Annotated in this window: 13 protein-coding genes; 9 read left to right on the top strand and 4 right to left on the bottom strand. The window is 67.9% G+C overall.

Annotated elements, in window-relative coordinates; genetic code table 11:
• Positions 1-89 precede the first annotated feature (89 nt).
• Positions 90-1394 carry a hypothetical protein gene (locus tag V9G04_15080; GenBank protein MEI2714574.1) on the top strand — a complete coding sequence of 435 codons (1305 nt, stop codon included), beginning with the start codon at positions 90-92 and terminating at the stop codon, positions 1392-1394.
• 321 nt (positions 1395-1715) lie between these two features.
• Here the strand turns inward: V9G04_15080 and V9G04_15075 are convergent, their stop codons facing one another.
• The 3 genes from V9G04_15075 to ychF all read right to left on the bottom strand — a co-directional run bounded on the left by V9G04_15075 (position 1716) and on the right by ychF (position 4022).
• Complete coding sequence (locus tag V9G04_15075; GenBank protein MEI2714573.1) at positions 1716-2135, bottom strand: DUF3592 domain-containing protein; 420 nt, start codon at positions 2133-2135, stop codon at positions 1716-1718.
• 125 nt (positions 2136-2260) lie between these two features.
• Positions 2261-2932: an HNH endonuclease gene (locus tag V9G04_15070; protein MEI2714572.1), complete on the bottom strand. Its 672-nt coding sequence runs from the start codon at positions 2930-2932 to the stop codon at positions 2261-2263.
• Positions 2933-2942: 10 nt separating this feature from the next.
• Positions 2943-4022, bottom strand: coding sequence for a redox-regulated ATPase YchF (ychF, locus tag V9G04_15065; GenBank protein ID MEI2714571.1), 1080 nt, complete (start codon positions 4020-4022; stop codon positions 2943-2945).
• 73 nt (positions 4023-4095) lie between these two features.
• Here ychF and V9G04_15060 point away from each other — a divergent pair, with 73 nt between their 5' ends.
• The 7 genes from V9G04_15060 to V9G04_15030 are packed head-to-tail and all read left to right on the top strand — an operon-like array spanning position 4096 to position 11243.
• Complete coding sequence (locus tag V9G04_15060) at positions 4096-4617, top strand: PH domain-containing protein (GenBank protein ID MEI2714570.1); 522 nt, start codon at positions 4096-4098, stop codon at positions 4615-4617.
• Entirely contained in the window at positions 4614-6200 is a 1587-nt protein-coding gene (locus V9G04_15055) for a PH domain-containing protein (protein ID MEI2714569.1), read from the top strand. Before V9G04_15060 ends, V9G04_15055 begins: the two co-directional genes overlap by 4 nt.
• A 9-nt stretch (positions 6201-6209) precedes the next feature.
• A complete protein-coding gene (locus tag V9G04_15050) occupies positions 6210-7697 on the top strand; it encodes a glycosyltransferase family 39 protein (protein MEI2714568.1) in 1488 nt (495 codons plus the stop codon).
• Positions 7698-7715: 18 nt separating this feature from the next.
• Complete coding sequence (locus V9G04_15045; protein MEI2714567.1) at positions 7716-8651, top strand: glycosyltransferase family 2 protein; 936 nt, start codon at positions 7716-7718, stop codon at positions 8649-8651.
• An 8-nt stretch (positions 8652-8659) separates the two neighbouring features.
• Positions 8660-9403 (top strand): sulfotransferase domain-containing protein, encoded by a 744-nt coding sequence (locus V9G04_15040; GenBank protein ID MEI2714566.1) that lies wholly within the window; start codon positions 8660-8662, stop codon positions 9401-9403.
• The gene (gene rffA / locus V9G04_15035; protein MEI2714565.1) at positions 9391-10545 is read left to right on the top strand and encodes a dTDP-4-amino-4,6-dideoxygalactose transaminase; all 1155 of its coding nucleotides are present in this window, start codon (positions 9391-9393) and stop codon (positions 10543-10545) included. Before V9G04_15040 ends, rffA begins: the two co-directional genes overlap by 13 nt.
• Complete coding sequence (locus V9G04_15030) at positions 10542-11243, top strand: class I SAM-dependent methyltransferase (GenBank protein MEI2714564.1); 702 nt, start codon at positions 10542-10544, stop codon at positions 11241-11243. Before rffA ends, V9G04_15030 begins: the two co-directional genes overlap by 4 nt.
• Here V9G04_15030 and V9G04_15025 read toward each other — a convergent pair.
• Complete coding sequence (locus tag V9G04_15025; GenBank protein MEI2714563.1) at positions 11240-12442, bottom strand: hypothetical protein; 1203 nt, start codon at positions 12440-12442, stop codon at positions 11240-11242. The genes V9G04_15030 and V9G04_15025 overlap by 4 nt on opposite strands.
• A gap of 42 nt (positions 12443-12484) precedes the next feature.
• On the opposite strand from V9G04_15025, the gene V9G04_15020 reads away from it, so the two are divergent.
• Positions 12485-13264: an exodeoxyribonuclease III gene (locus V9G04_15020; GenBank protein ID MEI2714562.1), complete on the top strand. Its 780-nt coding sequence runs from the start codon at positions 12485-12487 to the stop codon at positions 13262-13264.
• The last annotated feature ends 4 nt before the right edge of the window (positions 13265-13268 follow it).

Genomic DNA, 13268 nt, shown 5'->3' with positions numbered 1-13268 from the left:
GATGTGCGCGTGAGTCTCGTGAGACGCGCGCGATCGAGGGTTGTCGTACGCCACCAGTCCGCGCCAGCGGCCCGTCAAGGAGAAGCATCGTGATCCGCATCAACACCGCCCGAATTTCCGCCGCTGCACTCGGTCTGACGCTCGCAGTGAGCCTCACCGCGTGCGGCGCCGACTCGGAGCCGGTCAAGACTTCGCCAGGTGCGTCCACCTCCACGACAGCACCGATCGTTACCCGCGGCTACAGCTTCCCTGCCGGAATGATCGACGGAGGTCTCGTCCCCGACGGCCCGTTCAAGGGCAAGCTCTTCAGCCGGATCGAGGGCACCATCACGATGCCCCCCGGCGACGGTCCGCACCCGGTCGCGATGCTGGTGCACGGCTCGTACCCCGTGTGCATCTCAGCGAAGGACAACAAGGTGATCGGCACCGGCGCGAACACCGTCGCCTGGCCCGAAGCCTGCGCGGACATGGCCCAGCCGGGCAACCCGCTCTCCAGCGGTCATGACTACGTACGCTCCTCGGCGTCGTTCGGCTACATCGCCCAGGAGTTGGCTCGTCGAGGGATCGCGACGGTGGCCCTCGATGTCAACGTCAAGGAGACCTGGTGGAGCGGTGAGCCCGACGCGCGGGCCGCGCAGAAGGCGCTGCTGCAGATCCACCGCTCGCTGGTCGAGGACTTCAACGCCGGCAAGGACCACGGGATCGACTGGGCGGGTGACCTCAAGGGACGCTTCGACCTCGACAAGCTGGCCCTGGTCGGCCACAGCTCCGGAGGCGGGTACGTCCTCGCCGAGATGCTCGGCAAGGAACCGATCGAGGGGCTCGATGCCGTCGTCGCGATCCAGCCGGCCGACAACTCCGGGCTGCCGAAGGACTCCGCGCCCGTGCCGACGCTGACCATCGCGGGCGAATGTGACGAACAGGTCGGCGCGACCGGCCCGGGTGAACTCGCGCAGCAAGTGGCCAAGGGCAAGGCCGGCAATCCCGTCGTGGAACTCATGCTGGGCCACACCACGCACATCGGTGTCGTGGGCGCGGGCGATGGAGACCCCAGCCTCGGCATGGTCTACAGCGTCGACTCACCCAACTGCAAGCCCGCGAAACTGGCCGCGCCAGGCGCGATGCAGGCCGTGACGGCCGACGCGACGGCAACCTTCCTCGCCGACATCTTTGCCGGGCGTACGAAGTTTGAGTTCAACCCGGCGCCGGGTGTGCCCGTGACGACGAAGGCCCTGCAGGGCGCCGAGGTCAGCGTGTCCAAGACCTCCCTGACCCCCGTCGTCAACGACCCGCAGGCGATCAAGTTCACCGAGTCCGAGGACGAGATCGTGCCCCCGCTGCCCAACGGCGTGAAGTTGATCCACGAGTCCGGCGCGAACGGCGGCGACGTCTAGGTCGGGTGGGCGCTCCGTCCCGTGCGAGTTCACGCGTACGTCCGAACTGGCACGGGTTGGAGGGTTCCAAGCGGTACGAGTTCAGGCGTACGCGTGAAGTCGTACGACCGCGGGCTGGGAAGAGCTCGCGGAACGCCGTGATTCACACGTTGAAGCGGAACGCGCATCGGTCAGCCCGGAGCTGCTGTCCCGCCGAGGCCAATACCGGAACGCGCCATCTTGCCGCTTGCGATGCTTAGGGGTGCCACATAGTGACACCTGCAAGCACCGCAACCACGTTTGGTCGCCGCAGCCCTGTGCCGAAGTACGTCGCAGAGAAGGTCAGCCGCTCAACTGCTTCTGCGAGAGCAGCAGGAGCACGACACCGGCTCCCACCAAGTAGGTCCCCACGCCAAGCAGGATCCAGTGCTGACGAACGGCGAAATGCTGGTCAGGATCCAACGGGTCATATTTGACGCGGAAGGTGTCGCCCCTCTTGCCCCAGAGGAACCGCTGCTCGGAGCCTTGGTGCTCGTTGCCCGCCTGATCGAGAAAGCGGTAGCGCACCAGTTTGTCGTACCCGTCGCCTTCACGATTCTTCTTCTGGCGCACCTTGACCACCGTGGCCTGCGTCGTGATCCAATCGCGGCTCTTGCCCGTGAAGGGCACTGCCTTCCACATCGTCCACAGGCCAAGGACGATCAGGCCGATCCCGACAGGGAACCCCCACCAGGGCACGTCGAGGTCTCCGAGAAACTCCATGCCAGCAATCTACGGCCCGCCCTCATTGCCCTAGAGGGGCAACCATCGGCGGGCGGGTGGAACGTGTGGTGGTCAGCCGGGTCAGCCACGAGGGACTAGACGTTAAACCTGAACTCGACCGCGAATCAGTCGCCAACGTGACGGTCGGACTTCCCGAGGTTGCAGTCTTGACAGAGCGTCTGCAGGTTCGCGAGGACGGTCTCGCCACCCTTGCTGTAGGGGGTCACGTGGTCCACGTGCAGGGTCACGCCGGGATCGCTAGACGGAGACCGTCCGCACGATCTGCACGTGAAGCGATCGCGTTGAAGGACAGCGAAGCGGACGCGCAGATTCGGGCTGCGGCCCGTACGTCGCTTGCGCTGGGGTACCGGTTCAACGTCGAAGGTGTTGGCGTCCACCACCCATTCGCTGAACCGAGTCAACGCCTTTCGCCAGGAACCGTAGCGGTTCGCATAGCCCTCCGGTGAGAACCGACCCGTTCTCATTTCCGCATAGGTCGGCTGACGGCCGATGGCCGTCCAGACGGCGACGATGTTCTCCATCCACGCATCGTCGGAGTGACCAAGGTCTTGACGGCCCGCCAGAAGCCCACCGGCCTCGCATGCCAACGTCCATCCGCCCAGGCGGCGATGAATCGTTGAGGGATGATAACGGCCGTGCTCGCCGTACTGCTGGCGGGTCAACGTCGTCACGCTGAGCGACTCCGCTACCCGACGCACGTCCGCCAGCAGTTCCTCGTCGCTGACGCCGCGAGCCGAGAGGCGGACCAGGAATTCCGGCCCATCGGATTCGTCCACGACTCCCACCTCACGCCTTTCCGAAGCGGAACTCCACGACATCCCCGTCGACCATGACGTACTCCTTGCCCTCCATGCGGACCTTGCCGGCCTCTTTGGCCTTCTGCATGGAGCCGGCGGCGACCAGGTCGTCGAACGAGACGATCTCAGCCTTGATGAAGCCCTTCTGGAAGTCGGTGTGGATCACACCGGCGGCCTCAGGTGCGGTCGCGCCCTTGCGGATCGTCCAGGCCCGCGTCTCCTTGGGCCCCGCGGTGAGGTACGTCTGCAGGCCCAGCGTGTCGAAGCCGACGCGAGCCAGGTGCTCAAGACCCGGCTCCTCGATGCCCATCTCCTGCAGCATCTCCAACGCCTCGTCGTCGTCGCCGAGCTCGACCAGGTCGGACTCGAACTTGGCATCCAGGAAGATCGCCTCGGCCGGAGCAACCAAAGAACGCATCCGGTCGAGCAACTCCGCATCCCCCAACTCGTCGGAGTCGCAGTTGAAGACATAGAGGTACGGCTTCGCGGTCAGCAGCATCAGTTCGCGGATCAGGTCGCGGTCGATCGACGTCGCGATGATCGGCGTCCCGGCGGCGAGGGCGTCGTACGCCTCCTTGGTCGCAGCGAACTTCGGCTGCAACTCCTTCTTGATCCGCGACTCCTTCTCCAGCCGCGGCAGCGCCTTCTCGACCGTCTGGAGGTCGGCGAGGATCAGCTCGGTCTGGATCGTCGAGATGTCGGAGGCAGGGTCGACGCGGCCGTCGACGTGGGTCACGTCCTCGTCGCGGAACACCCGCGTCACCTGGCAGATCGCCGACGACTCCCGGATGTGGGAGAGGAACTTGTTGCCCAGCCCCTCCCCCTGCGAGGCGCCGGCCACGATGCCGGCGATGTCGACGAACTCGACGGTCGCGGGCAGGATCTTGGCCGAGCCGAAGATGCCCGCGAGTGCAGCCAGGCGGGGGTCGGGCAGGGGTACGACGCCGACGTTCGGCTCGATCGTCGCGAACGGGTAGTTCGCCGCGAGCACATTGTTCTTGGTCAGCGCGTTGAAGAGCGTCGACTTGCCCGCGTTGGGGAGTCCGACGATGCCGATGGTGAGTGCCACGAGCGGCGAGTCTAGGTGCGTACGACAGGGCACCCCGAATCCCGACCCTCACCGCTATGGAAGGCTCGACGTCATGAGTGACGCCTTGCAGTCTCCGGCCGATTCGCCGCACGTGGCGTTGCGCGACCCCGCCCACAAGGTCTCGCCGCGCGCGAAGTCCTATTGGCGTCTTCAGGCAACGATCACGGCCGCGTTCCAACTCGCCGGGCTCGGCGCGGGCTTCTGGTTCTGGCCGGACCGCCCGTGGTGGGGTACGGCGCTGATCGCGCTGCTGGCGATCCTCGCGATCGGACGGGTCTTCGTGATGCCGCCGGTGCGGTACGCAATTCACCGCTGGGAGGTCAGCCCGATCGCGGTCTACACCCGATCCGGTTGGCTCTCACGCCACCAGCAGATCGTGCCGCTGTCGCGGGTGCAGACCGTCGACTCTCATCAGGCCGCGTTGATGCGGCCCTTCAATCTGATGACCGTCACGGTCACCACCGCCAGCGCCTTGGGCTCGGTCCGCATCGAATGCCTCGATGCCGAGACCGCCAAGCACCTCGTCGCGGAACTGACCGAGATCACGGCGGCCACCGAGGGAGACGCCACGTGAGCGAACTTCCCCCGGATCCCCAGCCCGAGCCGACCGCGCTGCCGGACGAGGGCTGGCAGCGACTCGATCCGCGCATGTTGCTGGTGCACCCCATCCGTACGCTCTGGGGGTTCATGGTCCCGATCCTGATCGGGTTCTTCGGGTTCCGCGCCAGTGACGGCAACATGCCGCTCTGGGCGATCCCGATGATCTTGATCGCGCCGATCGTCATCGGGGTCGTGACCTGGTGGCGTACGGAATATCGGCTGACGAGCACTCAGTTCCAGCAGCGCAAGGGCCTGCTGAGCCGCCAGCAACTCACCGCGCCACTGGATCGCGTACGCAGCGTCGACCTCGAAGCTTCCCTGCTGTATCGCGTGCTCGGGCTGACCAAGGTCAAGGTCGGCACCGGAGTCGAGGGTGGCGACATCGAACTGGACTCGCTGTCGGTGGCTCAAGCCGAGGAGTTGCGCTCGGTGTTGTTGCGGCGGCGGGGCAGCGTCTCGACTCCGCTCGACCGGACCGGCGACGAGTTCGACCACCCCGAGGACGGCCTCGACCGGCCCGCAAAAGCCGACCCACCCGCCGAGGTGCTCGCGCGGATCGACTGGTCGTGGCTGCGGTTCGCGCCCTTCAGCCTCACCCGCCTCGTGGTGTTGGGCGGCATCGTCGGCCTCTACTTCCAGTTCAACGATCGGGTGCCGGTGTTGGACCAGAACGCGGTCGACGGCGCCTGGGGCCGCGTGTCCGCCATCGCACTGCCGCTGCTGATCGCGGGCATCTTCCTCGCCGCGCTGCTCGGCTGGCTGCTTATCTCGATCGGCGGCTACGTCGTGCAGTGGGCCAACCTGGTGCTGCAACGCGAGGGCGACAGCATCCGGCTGACATCGGGGCTGTTCACCACCCGCTCGATCACCGTCGAGGAGGCGCGCATCCGAGGCGTACGCCTGAAGGAGCCGCCGCTGCTTCGGCTGGTCAAGGGCGCCGAGCTCAGCACCTACTCCACGGGCCTCGCCGGCGGGGTCACCGACGTCCTGCCGCCGTCTCCTCGCCACGTCAACGAGGCGGTCGGGCACGCGATCTTGGACGAGCGGCACGGGGAGGACAACGCGTACGCCATGACGGTCCCGGTCGTCTCGCACGGGCCACGCGCGCACCGACGCTGCCACATCCGCGAGCAGTGGTTCACCCTCTTCCTGGCCGCCGTGGCGGTGGTGTCGTACGCGACCGGCTGGCCCGGCTGGATGCCGACCTGGGCGCTGATCGCGATCCCGCTCGCACAACTGACCCTCGGCCTGATCGGCGCCGAGCTCGAATATCGCGGCCTCGGCCATGCGCTCACACCCGAGCACCTGGTCTCGCGCCACGGGGCATATCAGCGCACCCGCGAGGTGCTCGAGCGCGACGGGATCATCGGCTGGGAGATCAAGCAGAACTACTTCCAGCGCCGGGTGGGTCTGGCCACACTCGTCGCCACCACCGCTGCGGGACCCGACCACGTGGAGATCGTCGACATTCCGTTGGACGCGGCGGTCCGGGTCGCCCACCGGGTGACACCGGCAGCACTCCAGCCGTTCACGGTCACGTCACCAGCGTCTGCCTAGATTGCAACTGTGACGGAGCAGGCACGACGGCGCGATCCGATCGGGCCCCTGCTCGCCCTCGCCAGCGCCGCACTCTTCGTCGCCCGCGGCTTCGACGGGATCCTGTCCAGAGACCTCGCGCTCTATGCGTACGCCGGACAACGCGTGGCGGCGGGCGACCCGCCGTACGTCGGGGTGATGAACCGCTCTGGTCCGCTCGCCCATCTGGTGCCTGGCTTCGGTGCGTGGTGGGGCGACCTGGTCGGGATGGACGATCTGCTCGCCATGCGACTGGTGATGCTCGTGCTGTCGGCGCTCACCGTCTGGGCGACGTACGCCCTGGCCCGACGCGTGCTCGACTCCCGCCCGGCCGCTGCGGTGGCCGCGTTCGCGATCGCGACGATTCCCGGCTGGATCTTCTACGCCGCCGGTGGCCCGCGCGAGAAGACCACGATGGTGCTGTTGCTGACGCTCACGCTCGCCGCGTTGCTGGCCAGGCGCTGGACCGCCGCCGGCGTGTGCCTGGCCCTGGCGACTCTCACCTGGCAACCGGTGTTCTTCCCCGGGGCGGTGACGGCGCTCGCGATCGCCCTCGCTAGCGCGGAACGACTGAGGGCACTGGTCCGGATCGCGTTCGGCGGGATGGCGACCACCCTCGCGTTCGTGGCGTACTTCCTCGTGGTGGGAGCCCTGCCCGAGGCGCTCGACGGTTTCATCCGCATCCACCTCGCCTACACCAGGCAACCCGGCTTCGGCGACGACGACGGCCGGATCTGGGAGCAGACGCTCAACATGCTCGGCATGTCGACGTACATCCTGATCGCCGGTCTGATCGCACTGCCTCTCGTCACGCTCGTGATGCTGATCCAAGCAAGGTTGCGCCGCGAACTCGACTGGAACGCTCGCTTCCTGATCGCTGCCACCCTCGGGGAGATCGCCGGATTGGCCTGGAGTTATCGCACCTTCAACGGCTGGGCCGACGCGCTGGTGCTCGTGCCGTACGCCGTGCTGGGCCTCGCCGGAGTCGCCACACTGCTCGTACGCCACCTGCCGTGGCGCGTCGGGACGGTGCTGGCGATCGCCGGCTGCCTGGCGCTGGGTGCGATCGGCGTGCAGTACGTCCGCAGCGACTCGGAGAACTTCCTGCCCAAGCAGCGCGCAGAGATCGACCGGGTGTTGGAGGTGTTGCCCGACGCGACCATGGTGTCGATCGAGGCGCCCCAGGCCCTGGTGCTCGCACATCGGGTGAATCCCAGCCAGCACCAGATGTTCCGACTCGGCCTGCAACGCTTCGTCAACGACACCTGGCCGGGCGGTCTGCGCGGTTATGGCGACTGGATCGCGCAGCAGCGACCGGATCTGGTGCTGGTCGGCCAGAAGGCGAAGTACCGCTGGCTGATGCGCACCCTGGACGAGGACTACACAGAGTTCGGCAAGAGTCCCGGGTGGTACTGGTTCGTACGCAACGACGTCGACGACGAAACCCTGGCCTCTCTGGGTGATTCGGTCCGTGGCTGAGCGGGGCATGATCGCCATATGACGACCGACGACAACCTCTATTCGATCGTCATCCCCGTCTTCAACAGCGCGGCGATCGTCGGCACCACCATCGACCGGGTGCAGGAGACCTTCGAGGCGGCCGGACTGCGCCACCAACTGATCCTGGTCAACGACGGCAGCACCGACGGCAGTTGGGCCGTGGTGGCCGCGCGCGCCCGAGAGCACCCCGGCGTCATCGCGATCAATCTGCTGCGCAACTACGGCCAGCACCATGCCAATCTCGCGGGGCTGCGCGAGGCCCGCGGCGACTACGTGATCACCATGGACGACGACCTGCAGAACCCTCCCGATCAGGCGCTGCTGCTGATCGAGAAGGCCCGCGAGGGCGACCACGATGTCGTCTTCGGCGAGTTCGAGACCAAACAGGCTCGCGGCTACCGCCGTCTCGGCTCGAAGATGATCAGCGCGATCAATCGTCGCGTCTTCGGCCAACCGCCGGGGCTGGCCGTCTCCAACTTCCGGATCCTGCGCCGCGACGTGGTCGACCGGATCTGCGCATCCCGCACCGCACACCCGTACATCACCGGGCAGGCGCTGCTCTACTCCAGCAACCGCGGCAACGTGACGGTGCGCCACGACCCACGTCCGGTGGGCAAGAGCACGTACTCCCTGCTGCGCATCACCAAACTGGTGATGACGATCCTCTTCAGCTATTCGTCGTTCCCGCTCCGGCTCGGCGCGGTGCTGGGTTTCGCGGTCGCCGGACTCTCCTTCCTGATGGGCGTCGGCATCTTGTTGAGCCGCCTGTTCACCGACACGAATGTGCCCGGTTGGACCTCGATCATGGTGATGTCGGCGGTCTTCAACGGCTTCACCATCGCGCTGCTGTCGATGCTGGGTGAGTACGTCGTACGCACTCTCAATGCGGTCAGCGAGCCGACGGCCTATCACGTGGCGGAGCGGATCGGGTGACGCCGGAGATGACTCACAGGCACCTCGTGATCGCCGGGGCGCAACGCTGCGGCACCACCTACCTGCGCGAGTTGCTGGCCGCGCATCCCGAGATCTCGATGGCCGAACCCGCCCGCCCGGAGCCGAAGGCGTTCCTGCGCGACATCGACCACCGGGCGTACGACGAGACCTTCTTCGCGCACGCGCGCGAGGGCAACCTGCTGGGTGACAAGAGCACCAGCTATCTCGACGCACCCGACGCTGCCGAGCGGATCGACGCGACCCTCGGTCCGCAGACCAAGGTGATCGTGCAATTGCGCGACCCGGTCGCGCGCGCGGTGTCGCACTGGGCCTTCAGCACCCAGCACGGACTGGAGACCCGTCCGCTGGATCACGCGCTGCGCGAGAACCTCGCCGGCCCGACGCCCTGGGATCCGAGCCTCACCTCGACCTCACCTTTCGGCTATCTCGAAGGCGGCAGCTATGCCGACAAACTCGAGCCGTGGCTGGCGATCTTCGGCGATCGGTTGCGCGTGACGTTCCTCGACGAACTCCTCAGCGACCCGAGTCCGATGTTGCGCTGGCTCGGTGTGGCACCGACCGTGAACGCGCCGGACGGGGTCGTCAATGCGTCCTGCGTGGACGTCCCCGAGCTTGATCGGGCCTTGCAGGATCGGCTGCGTACGCATTTCGCACCAGCCGATCGGCGCCTCGCAGCACTGCTCGACCGCCCGCTCCCGTGGCCCAACGAAGGAGCCCGATGGACCCCCTGATCCGGTTCAACGTCCCCTGGGTCGCCCCGGACGAGAAGGGCCTGCTGATCGAATCGCTCGACAGCGGCAAGACCTCCTCCAGCGGCCCCTTCAGCAAACTCGCCGCCGAGATGATCACCGCCGAGACCCGGGCGGCCGCGACCCTGATGACCACCTCGTGCACGGCGGCGCTGGAGTTGAGCGCGATGCTGCTCGACATCGGCGAGGGCGACGTGGTGATCGTGCCGTCCTTCACCTTCACCTCGTCGGCGTTGGCGTTCGTACGCGCGGGGGCACGCATCCTCTTCTGCGACATCGAGCCGGCCACGCTCGGTCCCGATCCGGGCAGCGTGGCCGAGTTGTTGGCCGACCCGACGTACGGCCCGGCGGTCAAGGCGGTCGTGACGGTGCACTATGCGGGGATCGCGGGCGACCTGGAGGCTCTGTTGAAGGTGCTCCAGGAGCGGCCCGACGTGGCGTTGGTGGAGGACAACGCGCACGGGCTCTACGGCCGCTGGCGCGATCAGCCGCTGGGATCGTTCGGCCGGTTCGCCACCCAGAGCTTCCACGAGACCAAGAACTTCACCTGCGGTGAGGGCGGGGCGCTGGTCGTCCGCGACGAGGCCGACGTGGCGCGTGCCTGGATCTGCTACGACAAGGGCACCGACCGGCAGGCCTTCCTACAAGGCCAGATCGACAAGTACTCCTGGCGCGACACTGGCTCGTCGTTCGGGATGGCCGACACGTTGGCCGCGTCCCTGGTCGCCCAGCTCCGGGCCCGCGAGTGGGTCCAGGAGAAGCGCCGTGGGATCTTCGAGGGCTACCTCGCCAGGCTCGGCCCGCTCGTCGACGATTTGGGCGTGACGTTGCCGCACGTGCCCGCAGACTGCCTGCCGGCGTACCACCTCTTCCACGTGCTGCTGCCCGAGGCCGAGCGTCGTCGCGAGGTGATGGGCGCGATGAAGGCTGACGGGGTCAACACGACCTTCCACTATGTGCCGCTGCACGACTCCGACGGCGGCCGGGCCTTCGCCGCGCGTCCCACCGAATGCCCGGTGACGACCGACGTCAGCAGCCGGCTCGTACGCCTGCCGTTTCACCACCACCTCACCGACACCGATCTCGATCGAGTGGTCGAGACGTTCGTACGCGCGGTGCGATGAGCATGCGGCAGCCGGGCTCGTCGTCGATCGAGCACGCCGACTATTGGTGGTTCGACGCACGCTCGGGACTCTTGGAGGCTGGCCTGCGCGACTGGCTGCCGACCTCGGGGCGTCTGCTCGACGTCGGCAGCGCCGACGGTCCGTCGGCGCGATGGTTGCGTGGCGGGCTGATCCGCACGGCGATCGACACCGATCCGCGCGGCTTGAGCGCCGGTCAGGATGTGTGCGCGTCGGCGTTGGCGTTGCCGTTCGCGGACGAGACCTTCGACGTGGTGGCGGCGTTCGACGTGATCGAGCATCTGGATCCGGAGGAGACCGGTGTCGCCGAACTCGCGCGGGTCTTGCGTCCGGGGGGACGGTTGCTGGTCAGCGTCCCGGCCTATCAGTGGGCGTGGAGCGACCATGACGTACGCGCGGGGCACTATCGCCGCTACACCCGCTCTCGGCTGGAGGCTGCGATCACTCGCGCCGGGCTGAGGGTGGAGCGGTCGTCGCATGCGTTCGCTCTGGTCTTTCCGATGTTCGCCGCCGAACGCCTGCTGCGGCGACGTCGTGGGCCGTCACCGGACCGCCTGCCGAGCGTGTCGCCGTGGCAGGACCGAGTCCTGCGAGGTCTGTGCCGGGTGGAGTCGCGGTGGCTGCGGCGACGCGATCTGGCGTACGGCTCCTCGATCCTGCTGGCTGCGACGAAGCCCTAGCGGCGTCGAGCGAAGAGCGCCAGCACCAGCCACGCCGCTGCTTCGGTGACCAGGAACGCCCATGCCACCGTCTCGATCCGGGTGCCCGGTCCGATCGACAGCGTGAGCGCACCCGGCGCCACCGAGATCAGCCAGCCGAGCAGCACCCGGCTCGTCCGGGCGTACGCATAAAGCAGGACGCTGAGCACCAGATTGGCGAGGGCGTACGCCGATCCGGCCGCCAACAACGCCGCGACGACGGGCACGACGGCGACCTCGGCGCCGAAGACCACCCGCACCAGCCACGGTCCGAGCAGCGCGCCGAGGCCTGCGGCGAGTCCGGCGAGCACGAGCCCGCCCACGGTGATGGTGCGATGCAGGCGACCCAAGCGCTCTAGGCGTCCGCTGACGACCAGCCGGGTGAAGAAGCCCGTCAACTGCGCGACCTGCCCGAGCACCACGAGGAAGGGTGCTCGCGCCAGCGCCAGCGCCGCGAACAGCGCGGTCACCTGAGCCGCGCCACCACCCAGCAACGCCAGCAGCACGGGTGGGCCGACCAGCACCACTTGACCGAGCACCTGGCCGCCGGTCGCACCACCCAGGAAGCCGAGCACGCCGGCGCCTTGTGCCTCGTCGCCGGTCGGTGACCACGCCGACGGCCAGCCCGCGCAGGCCAGATAACCCGCGAGCAGCGCGATGCCGTACGCCACCGGGCTCGTCACCCCGATCAGCACCAGAATCGAGACGCAGAGGAGCCGCACCGCGTTCTCCGCGATCAGCACCTGCCCGACCTCCACGAAACGACCGCGCGCCGTCAGCAGACCCCGGACGAGTCCCATCAGTCCCGACCCGATCGTGGTCAGCGCGACCAGCCAGGCGAACGCACCCAAACCGTCGAAGAGCAGTCCCTTCGCCGCGTACGCGCCCAAGCCCGTCACGACGGTGCTGGCCCCCACGACCAGGCCCAGCCGCGGCAGATCCGCGCGTACGCCTGCCTCGGACTGCTGCGCCGCCACGCTGCGCGCGATCCAGTGCTGGACCGGGAAGGTGAGCGCAGCCGCCGACAGCCCCCAATAGGTCCACAACACCGCGACCGGCGCAGCGTCGGCGGAGCCGAGCGCGCGCGTGGTCAAGGCGAAGACGGCGTACGCCAGCACGCCGCTGACGATCGAGCCGGACGCGAGCCCGATCGTGTTGCGGGCGGGAGCGGTGGCGGACATCGGGTGAATCCTGCCACCGCCCCGCTCGGTAACCTGCCTTCCGTGCGACTCGCGACCTGGAACGTCAACTCCCTGCGTGCGCGGATCGACCGCGTCGAGGCCTTCGTACAACGCCACGACATCGACGTGCTGGCGCTGCAGGAGACCAAGGCGCGCGAAGATCAGGTGCCGCTGATGGGGTTGCAGGCATTGGGGTACGACGTGGCGCTCGCCGGGCTCAACCAGTGGAACGGCGTCGCGATCGTCTCCCGCGTCGGGCTCGACGACATCGAGGTGGGCTTCCCGGACATGCCCGGCTGGGGCGAGCCGGTCGCGGCGGAGTCGCGCGCGATCGGCGCGACGTGTGGGGGCGTACGCGTGTGGTCGCTCTACATCCCCAACGGTCGCAAGCCCGACGACCCGCACTATGTCTACAAACTCGACTGGCTGGCCCGCCTTCGGAGGGCCGCGCAGGCCTGGCTGGACACCGACACGATCCTGGTCGGCGACTGGAACGTCTGTCCGAGCGACGACGACGTCTTCGACCCGGCACAGTTTCGCAACTCCACCCACGTCACTCCCGCCGAGCGGGCGGCGTTCCAGGCGTTGCTGGAGGACGGCTACGCAGAGGTCACCCGCGCCCACGACCCCGGCTACACCTATTGGGACTACTACCGGCAACGCTTCGAGCGAGATCGCGGGCTCAAGATCGACTTCGCGCTCGCGTCGCCGTCGGTGGCCGCCCGCGTGACTTCCGCACGGGTCGACCGGGCCGAACGCGACCCGGCCCAGGGGTCCGGCGCACCCTCGGATCACGCTCCGGTGATCGTCGACATCGCCTGATCCC

Origin of the sequence: Nocardioides sp. (genome assembly GCA_037045645.1) — a bacterium.
In the GTDB taxonomy this organism is placed as follows: domain Bacteria; phylum Actinomycetota; class Actinomycetes; order Propionibacteriales; family Nocardioidaceae; genus Nocardioides.
The sequence above is the reverse complement of the archived record's forward strand: the minus strand, read 5'-3'. Positions and strand labels throughout refer to the sequence as shown.